The 19,883-nt window shown below is 44.9% G+C and carries 17 protein-coding genes; 10 read left to right on the forward strand and 7 right to left on the reverse strand.

Going from position 1 to position 19,883, the window contains the following annotated elements:
• Positions 1–879: 879 nt before the first annotated feature.
• Together CWC46_RS20705 and CWC46_RS20710 are read right to left on the reverse strand one after the other, a co-directional pair.
• The gene (locus CWC46_RS20705; RefSeq protein ID WP_021014638.1) at positions 880–2,544 is read right to left on the reverse strand and encodes an FAD-dependent oxidoreductase; all 1,665 of its coding nucleotides are present in this window, start codon (positions 2,542–2,544) and stop codon (positions 880–882) included.
• Positions 2,545–2,592: 48 nt separating this feature from the next.
• Entirely contained in the window at positions 2,593–3,453 is an 861-nt protein-coding gene (locus CWC46_RS20710) for an MBL fold metallo-hydrolase (protein WP_021014637.1), read from the reverse strand.
• Between the two features lie 130 nt (positions 3,454–3,583).
• On the opposite strand from CWC46_RS20710, the gene CWC46_RS20715 reads away from it, so the two are divergent.
• The 7 genes from CWC46_RS20715 to CWC46_RS20745 all read left to right on the forward strand — a co-directional run bounded on the left by CWC46_RS20715 (position 3,584) and on the right by CWC46_RS20745 (position 8,575).
• Complete coding sequence (locus tag CWC46_RS20715; RefSeq protein ID WP_021014636.1) at positions 3,584–3,940, forward strand: ArsR/SmtB family transcription factor; 357 nt, start codon at positions 3,584–3,586, stop codon at positions 3,938–3,940.
• Positions 3,930–4,358 carry a YeeE/YedE family protein gene (locus tag CWC46_RS20720; RefSeq protein ID WP_021014635.1) on the forward strand — a complete coding sequence of 143 codons (429 nt, stop codon included), beginning with the start codon at positions 3,930–3,932 and terminating at the stop codon, positions 4,356–4,358. Before CWC46_RS20715 ends, CWC46_RS20720 begins: the two co-directional genes overlap by 11 nt.
• A 53-nt stretch (positions 4,359–4,411) precedes the next feature.
• Positions 4,412–4,834: a DUF6691 family protein gene (locus CWC46_RS20725; protein WP_021014634.1), complete on the forward strand. Its 423-nt coding sequence runs from the start codon at positions 4,412–4,414 to the stop codon at positions 4,832–4,834.
• A gap of 40 nt (positions 4,835–4,874) precedes the next feature.
• Entirely contained in the window at positions 4,875–5,690 is an 816-nt protein-coding gene (locus CWC46_RS20730) for a sulfite exporter TauE/SafE family protein (RefSeq protein WP_021014633.1), read from the forward strand.
• Positions 5,691–6,121: 431 nt separating this feature from the next.
• Entirely contained in the window at positions 6,122–6,535 is a 414-nt protein-coding gene (locus CWC46_RS20735) for a GNAT family N-acetyltransferase (RefSeq protein WP_021014632.1), read from the forward strand.
• 29 nt (positions 6,536–6,564) lie between these two features.
• On the forward strand, positions 6,565–7,254 hold the full coding sequence (locus CWC46_RS20740; protein ID WP_021014631.1) for a helix-turn-helix transcriptional regulator: 690 nt from the start codon (positions 6,565–6,567) through the stop codon (positions 7,252–7,254).
• A 13-nt stretch (positions 7,255–7,267) separates the two neighbouring features.
• The gene (locus CWC46_RS20745) at positions 7,268–8,575 is read left to right on the forward strand and encodes a cytosine permease (RefSeq protein ID WP_021014630.1); all 1,308 of its coding nucleotides are present in this window, start codon (positions 7,268–7,270) and stop codon (positions 8,573–8,575) included.
• A gap of 207 nt (positions 8,576–8,782) precedes the next feature.
• On the opposite strand, the gene CWC46_RS20750 is transcribed toward CWC46_RS20745, so the two are convergent.
• On the reverse strand, positions 8,783–9,709 hold the full coding sequence (locus CWC46_RS20750) for a cation diffusion facilitator family transporter (protein ID WP_021014629.1): 927 nt from the start codon (positions 9,707–9,709) through the stop codon (positions 8,783–8,785).
• Positions 9,710–10,008: 299 nt separating this feature from the next.
• Here CWC46_RS20750 and CWC46_RS20755 point away from each other — a divergent pair, with 299 nt between their 5' ends.
• From CWC46_RS20755 to CWC46_RS20765, 3 genes are all read left to right on the forward strand, one after another.
• The gene (locus CWC46_RS20755) at positions 10,009–12,531 is read left to right on the forward strand and encodes a cation-translocating P-type ATPase (protein WP_021014628.1); all 2,523 of its coding nucleotides are present in this window, start codon (positions 10,009–10,011) and stop codon (positions 12,529–12,531) included.
• A gap of 57 nt (positions 12,532–12,588) precedes the next feature.
• A complete protein-coding gene (locus CWC46_RS20760; protein ID WP_021014627.1) occupies positions 12,589–13,860 on the forward strand; it encodes a ferredoxin reductase family protein in 1,272 nt (423 codons plus the stop codon).
• Between the two features lie 514 nt (positions 13,861–14,374).
• Entirely contained in the window at positions 14,375–15,307 is a 933-nt protein-coding gene (locus tag CWC46_RS20765) for a LysR family transcriptional regulator (RefSeq protein ID WP_021014626.1), read from the forward strand.
• 135 nt (positions 15,308–15,442) lie between these two features.
• Here the strand turns inward: CWC46_RS20765 and CWC46_RS20770 are convergent, their stop codons facing one another.
• Genes CWC46_RS20770 through CWC46_RS20785 form a run of 4 tightly spaced genes read right to left on the reverse strand, consistent with a single transcriptional unit; the run spans position 15,443 to position 19,709 of the window.
• Positions 15,443–16,639, reverse strand: a complete 1,197-nt coding sequence (locus CWC46_RS20770) for a multidrug effflux MFS transporter (protein WP_021014625.1) — start codon at positions 16,637–16,639, stop codon at positions 15,443–15,445.
• Positions 16,640–16,697: 58 nt separating this feature from the next.
• Positions 16,698–17,294, reverse strand: coding sequence for a thermostable hemolysin (locus tag CWC46_RS20775; RefSeq protein WP_021014624.1), 597 nt, complete (start codon positions 17,292–17,294; stop codon positions 16,698–16,700).
• Between the two features lie 13 nt (positions 17,295–17,307).
• Positions 17,308–18,786 carry an AMP-binding protein gene (locus CWC46_RS20780; protein ID WP_021014623.1) on the reverse strand — a complete coding sequence of 493 codons (1,479 nt, stop codon included), beginning with the start codon at positions 18,784–18,786 and terminating at the stop codon, positions 17,308–17,310.
• 2 nt (positions 18,787–18,788) lie between these two features.
• Positions 18,789–19,709: a TauD/TfdA family dioxygenase gene (locus CWC46_RS20785; protein WP_021014622.1), complete on the reverse strand. Its 921-nt coding sequence runs from the start codon at positions 19,707–19,709 to the stop codon at positions 18,789–18,791.
• Between the last annotated feature and the right edge of the window lie 174 nt (positions 19,710–19,883).

Raw genomic sequence — 19,883 nt, forward strand, 5'->3', positions numbered from 1 at the left:
CGCTATTATCTTTAATGTTGATGAGCACAAAATGCAACATTGGAAAATACGTCGTAATGTGAATAGCTTTCCAGTTACCAGTAACATGGTTACATACCCACAATTAACACATGGTTTAACCTTTGATATATAATAAATTTTTAATAAAACAACAATACACAATATTTTACAAATTACACTTTTAATAAACAAACATTAAACAATCCAGATCTTGCATAAGCGTTTGACGTTGTTCTGACTTACGGAGCAGTGAGAATATTGATGCACTTTTAATATTGATTTAGCTAAGTATTTTTATTGCAAGTAAATAGAGGCCATTGTTAAACCGACGCTAAAACGACACTGATGACCGAAGGTCATCAGCTAGGGATTCATTAAGCTTATTGTTACAATTTGGTGAAGAAGAATTGGTGTATCGAGGCAAACCGTGACCATATCATGATATAAATTTATAGATTATGGTGTTCCTATGCGTGAGTTTTTTCCTGAATAAAGGGTTAACTGATCAGTTGAATTAATATTGTGTTTTATACAAAACCTTACTGCCATATATTATTTAAATATTACAATATCATTAAACTTATAGTTCAATAAATTCCGAAGTTAGAACAATAAAATAAATAACCTCATCTAATAATAAAATACAATATTGACACAAGAGTAATTACTCAATGCTCGAAAGATTGAATAAATAAGCATATTACATAATAATGAATATAGATGTCCTGGATAACTTTATTTGCAAGATGGCGGCAAGCGAAAGGATACCGGTTATTGCACTCACATAGTGAAATCGTATTTTTATATTACATCATCTGGTTTGGCATGACGGCCCCTATACTTGCCATCATGCCAATGATTAATCCGAACGCTAATGGTTCAGGCGGACAACGTCAGGCTGTAAGTTTTATATCCCCCGGACAAATTCCGGGCGCGGAAGCCATGTTGCGTGAGTAACCGATAGGCAACATGACCGCGCAAACCCGATTGACAACCGATTAGAATTTCCTTGTCTTTCGGTAATTCATTTAAGCGACCGCGTAATTCATCAACCGGGATATGTAATGCTTCCGGATATGTACCAATCGTTTTCAACTCTTGCGAGGTACGTATATCCAGCAGGCACTGTCCCTGATGGTCAATATTCACAATGTCGACGACATGGCAAATCTTGGTATCACCATTAATCACGTTGCTCGCCAGCATACCGGCCTGGTTAACCACATCACGCGCACTATTAAAAGGAGGCGCATAAGCAAGCTCAAGGTATTCCAAATCCTGAACTTTCAGATGTGCCCGCTGTGCCACCGCTATCACATCAATACATTTATCAATGCCAGCCTTACCCACCGCCTGCGCCCCGAAAATATCGCCAGTAATGGGATTAAACAGCAACTTGAATGAAATCGGAGAACTGCCAGGATAATAACTCGCATGATTGGGTGTATGGATATACACCTTCTGGTAGTCCATTTGTAAACGCCCCAGCGCTTTTTCATTCAATCCCACACTGCCAACAGCATGGTCAAACACTTTACAGATAGCCGTACCCTGACTGCGCTGGTAGCGACGCTCACCACCCAGCATGTTCTCGGCGGCGATACGCCCTTGACGGTTAGCAGGGCCGGCCAGAGGGACCAGCATCTCATTACCCGTCACCCATTCTGCAGTTTCGACGACATCACCGACGGCATAAATATGCGGGTCAGATGTCCGCATAAATTCATCAACCTGAATACCGCCATGCTCTGCCAATGTTAATCCGGCGCTGTTGGCCAACTGGGTGTCGGGCTTAACGCCAATAGCCAGCAGTACCATGCCAGTAGTCAACTGCTCCGTATTGCTTAGTGTAATTTGCAAACCATCGTGATCATCGATCTGTTTTATCGCGCTTAGGCCGGATTGCAAACGCAGGTCCACACCCTTCTGACGGATCACCTGATGTAATGCGGACGCCATCTCGATATCAATAGACGCCATGACTTGTGAACTCAATTCCAGCAATGTGACCTTGAGCCCCAAATGTACCAGGGACTCCATCATTTCCAGACCGATAAAGCCGCCGCCGACCACCGTTGCATGCGTCACCTTATGTTGCCGGATATGCGCCAGAATATTATCCATATCGGGAATAGTTCGCAGAGTGAACACACCAGGAAGCGTGATGCCCGGCAACGGGGGAATGATAGGACTGGCACCCGTGCTTAACAGCAGTTGGTCATAATTTTCGCTGTATATCTCACCGGTGTGCTTATTTTCAATCTGTATCACTCGTTTGGCAGCATCAATATTTAACACTTGATGTTCAATACGCACATCAATGTTGAAGCGCTGAGTAAAATCCTGCGGTATTTTTAACAGAAGTTGTTGGCGTTCAGGAATTTCCCCACTGATGTGGTAGGGCAGGCCACAATTGGCGAAAGAAACATAGGCACCACGTTCCAATAGAATGATTTCGGCTGTTTCAGATAAGCGCCTGGCCCTGACCGCCGCAGAAGCACCGCCGGCAACCCCACCCACGATAATGATTTTGACTTGACTCACAGCAAACTCCTTTTTTATATCTTGGAGACAAAAAACACGTTTTCTTGATTACAAACGATTTAAGGGAATTTTTAAGTAACTGACGCCATTTTCCTCTGCTGGCGGGAACGTACCAGCTCGGATATTTACCTGGACAGAAGGTAACAAGAGTGTAGGCATCGGCAGGGTTTCATCCCGCGCATGGCGAAGCGCCACAAAGGCTGCCTCATCCACGCCATCATGGACATGAATGTTATGCGCGCGTTGTTCCGCAACCGTACATTTCCATAGGGGGCCACGGCCGGACGGCGGATAGTCATGACACACATACAGACGTGTATCTGCCGGGAAAGAGAGGATCTTACTGATGGAACGGTAGAGCGCCTGGGCATCGCCGCCAGGAAAATCACAGCGGGCCGTGCCGACATCCGGCATGAAAAGGGTATCACCCAGGAAAATGGCATCATCAATATGAAATGCCATATCCGCCGGGGTATGGCCGGGCACATGCATCGCCTGCAACGATAACTGACCGATTGACAGCATTTCACCGTCTTTCAACAAATGGTCAAATTGCGAACCATCCGGCAAAAATGTACGTTCAATGTTAAAGATATCCTTGAAGATCTTTTGTACTTCAACAATTTTTTCACTTATGGCGATCTTCCCACCGACCTGATCGCGTAAATAGTGCGCCGCTGAAAGATGGTCCGCATGAGCATGGGTTTCCAGCAGCCAATCGACGGTAAGATTATGTTTTACCAGATAATCAATTAACTTATCAGCAGACGCAGTATGCGTGCGCCCAGATTTGGGATCGTAATCCAGAACAGGATCAATAATCGCGGCATGACCACCAGCCTGATCATAAAGAACGTAACTGACGGTGCTGGTGGCAGTGTCGAAAAAACCCTCGATATGTAGTGTCATGGTTAACTCCTTACTGGCGGGTTTCGGTCTATTGCCTTAAACAACAAGACTTGAATTAAATATACAATATTATATTATATAACATTGTAAAGTGTTTTGTTGAACTATACCTTAGTTTGAAAGGATCCCTATGGATAACGCGACGATTAGCCAGGAAAAAATTGACCAGGAGAAAATGCGCGACGCCGCCGCAACAGCCACCACGGTATTACGTGCATTGGCTAATGATGATCGTCTGCTGTTGATGTGTCATCTCAGCCAGGGAGAAGCATCAGTAGGTGAAATGGAGGCGGCGTTAGGTATTTATCAACCAACATTATCGCAGCAGTTAGGTGTGATGCGCCGGTTACAACTGGTTGCAACGCGTCGTGAAGGAAAACAGATTTTCTATCGTATTGATGACCCGAAAGTCCTCGTTTTACTCAATACGTTATATCAACTTTACTGTCCAAAAGATGAAATAGAAGGCGCAGGTCATGACCATTAATATTGAGCAGTTCACGCCATTGATGAGTTTTCTCGGAGGAATGTTGATTGGGCTTGCAGCATGGATATTGATCCTTTTCTGTGGGCGCATAGCAGGGATAAGCGGCATCCTGGGCGGGTTACTCTCCCCAAAAACGACGGATCGCACCTGGCGACTCGCCTTTCTGATCGGCATCATCGCATCACCAGTCTTGTATAGTCTGGTCGCCCCCTTACCTGCCAGTAAGATCGACGCCCCCTGGCCAGTGTTGATCACCGCCGGATTGCTGGTCGGAATAGGCACACGTTATGGTTCCGGCTGTACCAGTGGCCACGGTGTGTGTGGGTTATCGCGCTTATCATTGCGCTCTCTGGTGGCCACACTCACCTTTATGTTGGTGGCCTTTATCACCGTCTGGCTAATGGGTTCGCAAATTTAATCTCCAACTATCTATTCACACTATTCACACCGAAAACCGGTTAAAGGATCCATATGAACTTACTTTTTTCACTGTTGGCCGGGGTCATATTTGGCATCGGGCTACTGGTCAGTGGGATGGCAAATCCCGCCAAGGTTATTGGATTTTTAGACATCACCCGCGTTTGGGACCCCTCATTAGCTTTTGTTATGGGAGGCGCCATCAGCGTCGCTTTTTTTGCTTTTCGTTTTATCAAAGGTCGAACGCAGTCAGTTTGTGGCGGACCGATAAGTTTACCGACCCGTACGCATATCGATAAGCGGTTGGTGGGTGGCGCCATTCTGTTTGGTCTCGGCTGGGGATTGGCAGGAATCTGTCCTGGACCGGCATTGGTGCTACTCGGTACGGGTGCGACCAAGGGCATCGTATTTGTGGTGGCAATGCTGGCCGGCATGCTGATTTTTGAACAATTGGAAAAAACCAGACAAAGGCATTAATCATGCCCACGCCTACCGGTTCATTCGCTCAGGAAAAAACATGTTCATTTCATTAGTTTTAGGTTTGTGTGTGGGGGCTATTTTAGGGATAACCGGTGCAGGCGGCGGTATTTTTGCCGTTCCTGCCCTGGTCATTGGCATGGGATGGAGCCTCCCACAGGCCGCACCTGTCGCCCTGGTCGCAGTAGCCGGAAGCGCCGCCCTGGGTGCCGTCGAAGCCTGGCGCAAGAATCTGGTGCGCTATCGTGCCGCAATTGTGATGGCATTGGCCGGTATTCCGGTCACCGCTGCTGGCGCTTTTGTCGCTCACCACACCTCCCCCACATTACTTACCTTACTTTTCGCCGCCGTAATGATCGTAGTAGCCGTTCGTTTACTACGCAGCCAACACAAAAAAACCACGACGGACACACAAGAGATCACCACTTATCGTGTCGTGTTAGATGAACATACTGAACGATTCGTGTGGACGATGTGGACCTGGTTACTGTTTTTAAGTTTTGGTGCCATTACCGGATTTATGACTGGACTATTAGCTGTTGGGGGCGGATTTATTATCGTCCCTTTGCTGCGACAATTTACCCCTTTGACCATCCACGGTTGTATCGCTACCTCACTGCTAGTCATCGCGCTGGTAAGTTCCGGCGGTATTGTTACCACTGTTATGCATGGCGCATCATTGCCGCTCCCCATGACCGTATGGTTCGCACTCAGCACGGCTGCTGGCATGTTCATTGGTCGGAAAATCGGCAATTATTTGCCTGATCATATCGCTCAACTCAGTTTTGCCGGATTATTGATCATTGTGGCACTGGGGATGGCGATAAATGCCACGATAGTTAGATTTGCCGCCTGACCACTTTTTGACGGTGGTTAAACCACCGCCAGATAATATCCCTCAGAAGCTTTAGGTGGTTATTTGGTTTATATATCTCCTTCATCGTTCAGGTTACCTGTATGTTGGTCGCGCTCAATTACTCGCCCCTGGTTATAAACTAAATACCCCTCTGGATAGCCGTTACTTGATCCTGTTAAATACTTTCCCTGGTGAGGATAAGTATTGCCATTTTAATAGTTCATGACTGTTAGTATTATTAGTTTAATTATTTTATCTCATAGTAAAAATAGACAATACTATTTTTACCGCAATATTATTTCACAATACCACCCTCTTCACAGATTGAAACGAGTAGACATCTCTCTTGTAATAAAAAATATTTCGTGGTATCAGGAAGCACTCACAAGAGTGAGTATTAAGATCAATGACACTTCAGGATTAAAATAAGAATGAATTTAAATATTACCGACACACCTAATCAAAAAGAGGAAGATTATGTTATTAAAAGTTTATGGCAGCACAATGAACAATATGATGCTGTAGATATTCATCCCCTGTTTTTAACCATCACGGACGATGATAACAACATCATCGCCGGATTAGTGGCCAGGACATGGTGGGGAGGGCTTGATATTCAGTATTTGTGGGTGAGTGAGAAGTACCGGAAAAGCGGGTTGGGTAGTCAACTCATGCAAAACGCAGAAGAAGAAGCGCTAAAACGTGGTTGTCATATGGCTTATGTCGATACGTTTAGTTTCCAGGCCAGAGGGTTTTACGAAAAACGAGGATACCGTGAGTATGGAAACTTGCCAGGATTCGCCCATCGACACACCCGTCACTATTTATCCAAGCGTATTCAATGAGTAAACTCTCATTATAAAAGGAGGACGGGATGCCACCGTCAGAGAAAACCATTACAGATTATATCAGTAACCTGATTACTTTACTGGAAGGCTTAAATGAACCGTGGGGTATAAAAGATTTAGAATCACGGCACATCTACATGAATAAAGCGGCATATCTTTACACCAACACACCGCGAAACTTTGATATAGAAGGGAGATTTGATGAGGAATTTCCGGCCGAATGGGCTGAACTATCCGATGACTTCAAAGAACATGACCGGCGTACAGAAAAGAGTAAAAAACGCGTTGCTATTATAGAGACTCATTATTGGTATGGAAAAAAAACATTGACGCCGTTTATTAGCGAAAAAATACCCATCTTTGATAACGATAAGAAATGTATTGGGACACTGTGGAATTCCAAACAACTCGACACACTCTCTCCGCTGATATATATCAACAAGGAAAAGCCGACAACATTAAAAACAGAGCTGACCACAACTATTTTCACTAAATCAGAGTTTGATATTATTTTTTGGATGTTGCAGCGATTTTCAAGCAAACAGATAGCGCAAAAAATCAATGTCTCACATAAAACAATAGAGAACAGGATATATAACATGTATCAAAAGGCCGGTGTACATTCACTGCATCAGTTTGAAGAGTTCTGTTATCACCTAGGATTGAATAATTATATTCCTGATTCCCTGATATCCAAAGGCGTGCAATTTATTTAAGGAGATTACTTAAATGGAAAGGATAGATGATTATCCAGTCAGTCGAGTTCCCCTGGACATGAGATTGCCATTTTTCAATGTGGCGTTGGTTCACATCGGCATGCTGACGGCATTGGATCAATTCATGCTCGGGGCGGTATTAGGTAATTCGATGACCTTAAGTCATGCCTATTTGTCGATATTGATAGGCAGTTTTATTTTTGGCGTGGTGACGTTAGGACTTGGTTATGCTGGCATGAAAGAGGGACTGTCAGGTAGCGTACTAGCAAGATGGTGCGGATTCGGACGTTTGGGTTCAGTCTTGATAGGCGTCGTCATTGCGGTAAGTCTGGTCGGCTGGTTCGGAGTGCAGAATGCCGTTTTCGCCAAAGCGCTCAATTTCGCCTTGAATAACCGTCTCGGCTTCGGCTGGTCAGCGGCAATATCCGGTATCGCGTTGACTTTTTTGGTGGCCTTCGGCTTTAAAGCACTGCGATTTACCGCAAGAATAGCCGTGCCAATGTTCATATTGATTGTTGGGTATATATCAACAATGACTCTCGCCGGGCATGGCATTAATGAGCTCATTAGCTCGATACCACCAGGCGTGCCAATTTCGGTTAGTGCTGGTGCCACAATGGTGGTCGGCGGTTGTATTGTCGCCAGCCTGATTACGCCAGATATGACGCGCTATTCAAAAAAAGGGCAGCATGTATTCTGGATGACGATCATGTCTATTATCGTTGGTGAGTTTATTGTTAACGGATTAGCGATATTAATTGCGCGAGCGTTAAATACTGCTGACGTCGTGACCATTATGTCCCAAACGGCTGGCGGGATCGGTCTTATCGTGGTTATTTTCTCTACATTAAGGATCAACGACATCAACCTTTATTCATCATCCTTAGGAATCGCTAATGCGGTAGAAGGTATGACAGGAAAGAAGCTCAGCTATATGTCGATAACATTGGTTATTGGTTTTATTGGAACGTTTCTTTCTGTGATTGGCATTTTAGACCGATTTGTCGATTTCCTCACTTTGCTCGGCGTTCTTTTCCCCCCCATTATCGGAATTATGCTGGTCGACTATTATATTTTGCAGTCTCATCGAACACTGCTGGCAGAGAGTCGGCGAACAGGGAGACTCCCGGATATAACGGAAACACCACGCATTGGTTGGGCCGCAATCATTTCAAGTATTGTCGGTGGCATAATAGGGTTCGCAATCGAATGGGGAATACCCGCGTTTAATTCATTGCTGGCAGCCAGTCTTATGTATTGGCTATTTAAAAAGCTCGCCCTCGCTGCCGCGGCTGAACCCGGACAACGTACTGAAACTTGAGCATAGGCGAAGTCGGGGAGGATATTAAGCACCGCTCAGATTTAAGCCTTCATGAGATAGTCAGAACGGTGATAATGGGAGAGAAGAGTAAAGCATCAGCGCCAGGGATGGCGCGGTTTGAGCTTACCAGGATGTACTTACAGCGTCTTTACGATCTCCCGATTATCACTGCGATGTACACTTTGTCATAAAACTTAAACCGGTAGGTTATCTGCTGGCGTTGGTATCGACCTCAACAGGATCGACATGGGTCATCATGTTCAGAACAGAGAAATTATCCAGCACCGCTTTCCTCGCGGCAACGGCAATATCATGACCTTCTCTGACTGACAATGCGCCATCAATTTCCAAATGCACATCGACGATAATCAGATCGCCCATCTTACGGGTTTTCAAATCGTGAATGCCGGATACACCTTCGGTTGCCAGGATAGTATGTTTAATTTTTTCTTCTATTTTCGAATCAGCGGCTCTGTCCATCAGATCGTGCAACGAATCCCACATGAAAGCCGCCCCCATCTTCGACACCATCAAACCCACAACTAATGCAGCGATCGGATCGAGTAGTGTGAATCCCATCAGGTTCCCGATGATACCCACCGAGACAACCAGGGACGAGGCGGCATCCGAACGGGCATGCCAGGCATTGGCGACCAGCATGCTTGACCTGACCCGCTTTGCCACAGCCAGCATGTAGCGAAAAAGGAGCTCTTTAGATACCAGCGCCACCAGTGCCACCCACAGTGCAATGATATGAACTTGTGGGATAGATGCCGGATCCTGAATTTTATGACCAGCGGACCATAGCATTCCTATACCAACGACCAGCAGCAACGTCCCCAACGCGAGAGATGCCGCATTCTCATAACGGTGATGACCGTAAGGATGGTCATCATCAGCTTCTTTCTTGCTTTTATGATTGGCGACCAAAACCACAAAATCAGCGACCAGATCAGATAATGAATGAATACCGTCGGCAATAAGACCTTGAGAACCAGAGAATACGCCGATCGTGACCTGACCCAGAGTAAGAAATACATTTACAACGACACTGACCCAGGTACTTTTACGGGCAGCGTTAAAACGTTCTGACTGTTTGGTGTCGTGTTCATCAAATAGCATCTCTTTTTCCATAAAATATTCCTGCTAAAACCAGCATTGATAATTAGTGATTAACTTATGGTAATTATTCAGAGTGTGGTTTACCGCGGCAAAACCACACCAGCGTCACAGAGATGCAGCACATCGAAGGAAATATTGAATGGCTACGACTCTGAATGACAATCCAGTTTTAGGACTGGGATTGCTGTCCAAAGTGATAACCCACCGGTTAACGGCGATGCTTATTATCTGGGGTTTTATTTGTTCTGTAAACTGCGCTGTTACACCCTCCATAGTCTATTCTTTAATAAGTCGTATCTTCTGGATTTAACATGAATAAAAACCGCCAGCATTTCACCGGCCTTACCACCCGGGAAGCTGATCTGCGACTGTCAAAGTTCGGCCCAAATCAATTGACGGCCAAACCACCCCACCCGGTTTTGATGGTATTGCGGGAAACATTGACTGAACCGATGTTTTTGCTGTTGATTGCAGCAGGCGCTATCTACATGTTGCTAGGTGATATTCACGAAGCCATGTTGTTGGTGGGTTTTGTGCTTATCATTGTGGTCGTCACCGCCTTGCAGTCACACCGAACCGCCAGGGCGCTGGCCGCATTGAAAGAGTTGTCCTCGCCCCACACACACGTCCTGCGTGATGATGAATGGCAACAGATCCCAGCAGAAAATCTGGTTCCCGGCGATGTAATACAAATAGGTGAAGGCGAGCGTTGTCCGGCCGATGGTCAGCTGCTATCCGCACATGAGCTTGCTGTCGATGAATCACTGCTCACCGGTGAATCTGTCCCGATTGCCAAATTTGTCTTGTCTGCTGATGCTCCCCGTACTCGTGCCGATCTTTGTGCCGGGACCGTCGTCACTCGAGGACAAGGCATCCTGCAAATAACGGCTACAGGCACGCTCACGCAGTTGGGGCAAATTGGCACCAGTCTGGCCGAAATGGAAGACACTCCTTCGCCTTTACAGCAGGAAATTCGTCATTTCATCCGGCGCTTTACTCTATTTGGCGGAGCAGTCAGCTTTATCGTGCTGTTATTGATAGGTCTTATACGCGGCCAATGGGTAGAAGGCTTTCTTGCCGGGATCATGCTGGCAATGAGTCTACTGCCTCAAGAATTCTCCGTAATTCTTACCGTATTTATGGCACTCGGCGCACGGCGGATTGCCACACACGGTGTACTGACCCGCCGGCTTTCTGCTATCGAAACGTTAGGTGAAACACGCGTGTTGTGCGTGGACAAGACCGGCACACTCACCCGTAATCGTATGGCGGTAAGAATGCTGTCGGTGGGCGATGATCTGCTAGATGTTAATGAAATCCAGGCCAGCACATTGCCAGAGGCATTCCATGAACTGGTGGAGTACGGCATTCTGGCCAGCGAACTTGAGCCATTGGACCCAATGGAACTGGCTATTCATCAGATTGGGAAAGTACAACTCTCAGGTACCGAACATTTGCACAATAACTGGGTCCTGGCGCGGGAATATGAAATTGCCCCAGACCTGTTGGCCATGAGTCATCTCTGGCAGGCACCTGGATTCAAGCATTTCCCGGTCGCCTGTAAAGGTGCGCCTGAAGCCGTGGCTGATCTTTGTCATCTGCCGCCGCAAGCGTCACAGGCTATGTTGGCGCGTGCTGATGAAATGGCCAAACACGGTCTACGTGTGCTGGCGGTAGCCCGGGCACAACATAATCACGGAAACTGGCCAGAGATTCAGCACGACTTTGTCTTTGAGTTACTCGGTCTGGTCGGGTTGGCTGATCCACTGAAAACAGAAGTGCCGCAAGCCATTACCGCATGCCATAACGCCGGGGTACGTGTAGTCATGATCACGGGAGATCACCCGGCTACCGCCCGGGCCATTGCTGATGAAGCCGGTATTCCATCATCACAGGTTATCACCGGCGACCAGTTGAAAAACATGACCGATGAAGAACTCAGTCTGAAAGTCAGCAGCGTCAATATATTTGCCCGTATTGCCCCTATTCAAAAGTTACGATTGGTGAATGCGTTTAAGCGCGGCGGTGATGTCGTCGCCATGACCGGGGACGGCGTTAATGACACACCGGCGCTGAAGGCCGCACATATTGGGATCGCCATGGGCAGCCGCGGTACCGATGTAGCGCGACAAGCCGCTGATCTGGTGTTGGTCGCGGACGACTTTGCGGCTATTGTTCAGGCCATGCGCATGGGGCGGTGCATCTACCATAATTTGGTCAAAGCAATTACCTATGCTATCGCCGCACATCTACCGATTATCGGTATTGCCATGTTGCCCCTGCTCTTCGGCGCCCCGATGATGCTGACACCGGCACTTATCGCCTTTCTGGAACTGGTGATCAGTCCAACCTGCTCCATTGTTTTCGAGGCGGAAACCGCCCCCGAACGCTTGATGCATGAACCCCCTCGTTCACAGGGAATGCAACTGTTCAGCAAAAGAACACTGCTGCGCAGTGTGGCTCAAGGTGCGTCCGTCTTTGCTGCAACAGGGTTGACCTATTGGATTGCGCGCGCAATTGGAATGGGAGGGGCCGAAGCTCGCACGCTCGGCTTCCTGACATTAGTGCTGGGAAATCTGGGATTGGTTTACGTCAATCGGGATCTTGACTCGCACTGGATGGCAGTAAACTGGCAATTTGTCAGTGTGGCTGCCGGTTCACTGGGACTCATGCTGTTGATTATTCATCAATCGACGCTAGCTGCTTTATTTGGATTTTCTCCACCGGAAACAAAATATTATGCACTGGTCATCGTCTGTGTCATCACTGGCAGTCTGTGTGCAGCGCTGGGGGGAAAAATCGTTGATATATTTATTGATAAGTTAAAAAAATAATAAATTACAAATTTTCACCTGTGATGAAAAACTAATCATGATATCGAGGTGACATATATGTATTACTTACTTGGAATAATAGTTATCTGTGCAATGGCATGGTTGACAAGTCTCCCCGCTCAGAATGACGTCGTCGATTTTATATATTGGAGAAATCAGATAATTCAGCTTTCCGGATTATTGTCCACGGTTCTTCTCAGTACACTGCTTATTTTTGCCACCCGACCATCCTGGATTGAACAACGATTAGGTGGGCTGGATAAGCTGTATCTGTTGCATAAAAAAATGGGTATAGCCGCTTGCATTATGATCACCATCCACTGGCTCTTGTCAAAAGCGCCCCGCTATCTGTCTGAGTTAGGTTTCATCCGCCTTGGGCCACATCGGAATCATGGCGCGATTCCATGGCGAGGCTTTATGGTCGATATAGGTGAAATAGCATTTTATGGGATAGTGATCATTGTCATCATCAGTCTTATAAAAGCACTACCCTACAATCAGTTCAAAATAACCCACAAAATTGCTGCCATTGTGGCTGCATTAGCGCTAATTCATGGTGCTTATCTTGTAACACCCGCCTTGCGTTGGACATCATTCGGTATATTGACATGGCTGACATCCGCTACCGGTTTTTGCGCCGCCCTCTTTTGTCTCAGTGGTCAAATAGGCAAAAAGCATCGATTCTCAGGACATATCATCGCCGGTAGATCGCTTAATGACGATGTCATTGAAATAGATATCAGCGCAGCACAAGGATTTGTGGAAAAATATCAGCCAGGCCAGTTTGCTCTGGTAACCCTCGATGAAAAAGAAGGCTCACATCCGTTTACCGTGATGAAATATGATAGAAAAAACAGCATATTAACATTTGCAATTAAAAAATTAGGGGATTACACGGGTAGATTACACGCTTCAATTAAAAATGGAGCATCCGTTTCTGTAGAAGGCCCTTATGGTCGATTCATCCTACCGTCTAACAGCAATACTACAACTTATTGGATCGCTGGCGGCATCGGTATAACACCGTTTATTGCCTGGCTGGAAGCGCTGGTTGAACGGAATGAAAAAAGGCCACACACCACGCTGATATATTGCGTTAATAACCATCAGGATTTGATCTTTGAGGAGCAATTAAAACGCCTCACCGCACTGTGTGGCATTACTCTGAAAATTTTAGTACAGAAACAGGACGGATTATTAGTCCCGTCAACACTAAACAACTATCAGAATAGCGACTATTGGTTTTGTGGGCCAATAGGCATGAGAAAAATGCTATTAGCAAACCTGCCCAAAAACAGAATTCACTTTGAAAACTTTACTTTCAGATGACAGACGATACTGTCTGGTAAAGAGAGTATTAAAAACACCCGTTGAATGGTAATTAAACCTGACCGCCGCTTTCTCCCACCATCTCGGATATATCAATAGATGACTAGTGCAGGAAAGCGGCAACCGAGTGAATCCCCAGGTAGCGGCGAGGGGTATATCGGGCTAAGGCACTCAGTCCTGGAAACATCATGATCAATCCGCACCACAAGCATTAATGCTCTAATCAAACGGCGTCACCCTTTTCCTATACCGATAAAAGTTAAAAATGGAGCCATCGGTTGTACCTGCTGCGAAAGTCAGCTAATCGCCTTTTCCCCAACCTTTTCTCCTTGCTTCTTTTTCTTTAAATAGCCCCCGGATAGCTTATGTTTTTTTCTCCGATGAAATCATAAATAAGTTTTACTTACTTTGATCATATAATGTTCATGTGTATGTGAAGACGCCAGGCTTATCACTGTATCTCTTTGAATACATGTTATTGATGGCGTTAATGCTTCGAACACAAGGAGTCGTTATGTTGCACAGGAACTTCCTTAATCAATTGGATTTAAAAGATATTAATACATTTTTAATGCTTTACGAATGGAGAAGCGCCCGAAAAACAGCAGAGAAAATGAACATTAGTCAATCCACCGTCAGTTACTCTCTTAAAAGGCTAAGGGAATGCTTCAATGATGTATTGTTCGAGTTTACCCAAGGGAAACTGATCCCAACGGAGAAAGCTGAAAAAATGGTGCCTTATCTGAAGGTCGTTCTTGACTCAGTGAACAAATGTGCAGGTACTGAAGTTAACAACTACGCCCTACACATCAATAAAGTGATTCACTACAGTGCACCAGAATATTTTGAGTTACTGATTTTACCGGATCTTATTCATTCATTAATAAAAGAAAAAACAGGCAGCTCATTTTATATCGATCGATTAAATAAAACGGTTCCTGTCGAGAAAATTATTTCGGGTGAAATCGATCTCGCTGTCGGGTTTGGGCCCGGATATCACCAGATTCATCCCGAACTAAGTTGGGAGCCCATCGTGGAGGAGAAATTCATCTGCCTTACCAGTTACGACATCAATACCACAGAACCATTACATTTAGATGATTTCTGTTCCATGCTGCAAGTTTACCCTACCCCCTGGATTTCGGAAAAAAACATGGTGGATGGCTGGTTGGAGATGTTTAGCAAAAAACGTCATATTATCGCCAAAGCCAACACCTATCAGGCATGTATTAACATAATAAGCAAAACAACCGCGACGTTCGCCCTGCCATCTCGTCTTATTCACACCTTGCATATCCCGGAGAATGTCCATTGCTGCGAGCCACCGCTTGGTTTTCCTCATTTTACGGTAGATATGTTCTGGGCAAAAAAAAGAGAGAACACGGATGAACTCCGGACATTACGTGCACTTATTACAAAAATCGCCCAACAATACTCAGACAAGTAATCAGCGATGATAAATATGAACCTGCTGCTTCTATCAGCAGGTTCACGCTCATAGAGGTACACCCGACTAACAGATACCCAGCCAGATATGCACGCACACAATCTCATTCAATTTTGAAACAATAACCCGATGACGCTACATACTTTCATTGGCATAAACACGCTGCTGTGATTTTAACAAGATGAATAGCCCGGCCAGAGAAAGCGCTAACAGCCCCATAAAGAGCGTGGCGATATTGGAATTATTTTCCATCGGGAAATAGCTGGCAACAGCGGAAGATAATGAACCGAAAACCAGCATCAAGCATCCCTGCAACGAGGCGGCGATACCGGCTCGGTCTGGAAACAGCGACATGGATTTAGCCATTGCATTGGAAAAAATAAACCCTTGGCCAAACGCAATTAGAATAATCCCTCCCAATACGCTCCATAACGTCATACTAGATGGCGAGGATGAAATGACAACAATACCCAGCGCAAACAGAATATAGCCGAATTTCATCAACCGGATGCTGTGGAAACGGTTAACCAGTGCCCGATTTGCCAACGTCCCCGTCAGATAGGCGATGCCGACAGTCAATGCCGTGGTCCCAAAAAAATCAGCGCTTAGCCCTAATTGCTGCTGAATAATATAAGGTCCAATCACATTCCACATCAGAAATGCTGAGAAACTGCCGCCGATAATAACGACTGACGAAATGAATCGGGCATCAGATAAAATAAACTTATAGCCTTTTATCGTATCCAGTGGGCTTCGGGGACGAGTTAATGACTCCTTTAATCCATACATAACGAACGCCAGAATAACCGCGCCATAGAGGCTATAAAGAACAAAGTTATAACGCCAACCCAGAAAAACCTCGATTTTCCCACCGATAAACGGCGCAATAACCGGCCCAAGACCAAAAGCGAGGCTAAGGTAAATTATCGCCACACCAAATCGTGGTCCTTTAACATTATCCACCAGGAGTGCTCGCGCTACGACCTGGCAGGCTCCGATAGCAAATCCTTGAATAGCTCTGGCCACCAATAACGTTTCAATATTTCTCGCGAACACCGCCAATACACTACCAGCCAAGAAAAGTAACAGGCCAGAAACAATGGATGCCTTACGTCCTTTTGAATCCGATAAAATGCCAAAAAATAACTGCCCGATAGCGTAAAAAATTAATGTGATCGTAATGGTACTTTGCATAATACCTGCCGACGTGCCAAATTCCCGGCCAATAGACGGCAGACTGGGGGCATAGAGATCAATGGCAATCCCCCCAACGCTATTGATTAATGGCGCTAAAAAGACAATGAAATTTTCATAACGTTTATTCGTACTCATAGACATCCCATAGGTTTAATAAGTAAATATACCCAATAGATTTCAGGTGACAGGTATATCAATATATATTTCTTACGGCATGATATCCCTCTATCAATGCCCCCGATTCTCCAACGTGAAAAATATTATTATCTCTAAGAGGAAAAACTACGACCCGTGGGTCGTTATCATAATAACTTCCCCAATTAACGTTTAGATCAGGGACTCTATTATAATTTGCCACCCCCATATCAGTATAATAAACCTTCAAGGTTTGTAATATTTTTCGCACATGAGGTGTTGCTGTCATAATCACTAACTGATATTTATGAAGACTCAGATGACTGAGTGCTAAAGATAAAATATATTTTCCATACCCATTCGATGAAAATGAACAGAATGAGCCAATTTCTACTATCTGGCCTCTATCTACACCATACTGTTTACTGAGGTCAGTATTAATATAATGCTCGCTGAATAACGTCCTTTTATCGCCAGTCGTTATTCCAAGACATGAATACCCAGGAGCTTTACCGTCAAGCTTCGTTAAACAAATAAAAAAATCTGGCTGAGGTTGGACCGATGCACCAAATACATCCTTATAATGCAAGCTCACACATTGCTTAACAACCTGATACTCTGTTTCTTCTGGGTGAAATTCTTTCATAAGGTACATAATCAGTTCTCCATCACTGATAGACTATCTCAGAATAGTCCTCTTCAATCTCTTTTCTTCTTGGCCGCCCAGTCACGGTATAATACTTTCTTCTAAAACCAGCAATATTATTAACTACCGCATACTTTCCAACTCGGGCGAATTCGGCCAGACGATTATTTTTTGATTCTAATGCACGCTGGACATCTGATTCAGGATGAGGGCTGAGAATAATGGCACCTAATTGTTCCTGCCCTTCACCAATAACAATCATATCCTCAATAATTTCACTTTCTTTATATATTGTTTCCACCCATTCAGGGGAAACATTTCTGGCGGTAGAAAGAATAATTACATGTTTCTTCCTACCGGTAATATATAAATAGCCATCCTCAAAATGAGTAATATCTCCCGTATGAAGATAACCATCAGTCATGTCGCAAGAGGTCTCGTCAGAATTATAATATCCCGCACATAACGTAGGCGTTTTAACCAGTAATTCACCCTCAACCAATAAGGGGGTAATACCATCCAACAATTTACCCACCGAACCAATTCTCCGGCAACCAGGGTAATTCAATGAAATAATGGAACTGTTTTCACTGAGTCCATAGGCTTCGTATACAGCAACCCCTTTATCGTCCAACGCCTGCAACACAGATACCGGAATTTTGGCACCACCAGTAATAATATGTGGATTATTACGCCCCAGCACATTTTCACTGCCATCCATCTCAATAAGCGCGAGTGCCTCTTCCAGTAATTTCGGCGGTAGATACAGAAAATCAGGTTCGACTTCAGCGATCATCCCTAAATAGAGTGCTGCGTTTCCTGACGCGGAGCCATATTCCTTAATACCTGGCGGCATTAATGTGAGCGTACCACCAGACAGTAAAGGAATAAAAATACCCAGAACTTGCTCTATCAGTAAACTCATGGGAACAAGGGAGAAATAATGCAAAGGCCTATTCGGCAGCCTTTTCATTACGTTATCTACCAACAACCCCACTGCTGCATCTCTGATCATAACGCCTTTGGGTTTCGACGTTGTACCGGAGGTATGGATGATAGCGGTCACACCATCACTGATTCGTTCTTCTCCCGATAATCGCAAAGTTTGCGAATGAACTTTCACCTGATAGGGGTAGAAACAGGGTTTACCGGGGAATATAGAGTCAATGCGCTGCCTGGTCGCATCATCGGCAACAAAAATCGCACTTGCCTTGGTGAGCAGGCTCGATATCTGTTCGTCAGAAAATTCGATAGGCACCGGCAGCAAGACCGCACCGACTTTTTGAATCGCCAATAAAGTGGTAACCCATTCATAACATGAACGCATGGCGATACCGAATACCAGGCGGTCACACGATCCATAGATCTGATTTAATCCCGCCGCAATATCTTCAACGTCACGACGAAGTTCAGAGTGATAATGGGTCTTGCCATTCATTTCACGAATAACGATGCGATCTTCCGTTTCATGAAGAAAATTCTGCATTTTCGTACTGATCATTATCATTCTCCTTTCCGATAGCTTTGCGCACCAAAAATTCTTCGTTTGGGGTCATCAAGTTTCCTGCGACCATGAACGACCCGAGTATTGTCAACGACAATAATGTCTCCCTGTTGCCAAAAATGATCATATGTATTTCTGGAGGTAACCTCTTTAATTTCATCCCAGACATCCAATGAAATTTCCGTACCATCTTCCCAAGTTATTTTCGGCGGTTCATAATTAACGCTTGGACTTAACAAAGAATTGCAGAACGCTTTCTTGCCAGAGAAACAGCTTTTAGTAATGGCATCAGTATTGAATTCAGAATAAATAAGATTTTTATCAATTCTTTTATATGTCTGTCCTGGCACCATTTCATTAACTATTTCCAGATGCTCATCAGTTACCTGATCAATAGGAACCTGTAATTCAATACTGAGAAAACGTTGCACATTGGCAAAGGGGATCCGTCTGACAAACTTTATCCGATTATTTTCGAAAATTTTCCGGGTACTTGAGGATAGGTCAAATAAAACTTTCTCCCCATCACATAACGTAGTCTGGGAACCTTTACTTGCGGCCTGAAGACAATAAAACCATTGAATATCTGGATTAAAGGGAAGATTGCCATTTTCACGATGCAATCCCATCTCCAACACTCCGGCATCAATTTCAGCCGTATTGCTGGTAGCCGCTTTTCGGGCCGGGTCAAACGTTACTTTAGATGAATGCTCACTGACAAAATCATTAAAATCCTCCAGTGAATCACTAAAGTCACGATAAATAACCGCACCACTATGCGCCAGATCGGCATAGAGCGTTTGTGTATTAATTGATGAAATAACCTTCATATCCTGAGCATCGGCTAATATTCTTTCAAAACCATAGCAAGGAACCGGATTACGATAAAAACAAGCTGAGTTTGCGAATAATTTTTCCATTACGCATTTTCCTTTTTAGATAGAGCTGAATGTTTACGCGTTCAGATTAAAGGAAAACATGTACCGGGCTATTCTAATATTTCATATTCAAATGCTAATTTTTAAAATCATCAGACCCACATTCAGTCACTCCCTTCTTTTCATAAAGATGAGATCGATCATCTAATTCTTCAC

Source organism: Prodigiosinella confusarubida (assembly GCF_002847015.1).
Lineage (GTDB): Bacteria > Pseudomonadota > Gammaproteobacteria > Enterobacterales > Enterobacteriaceae > Prodigiosinella > Prodigiosinella aquatilis.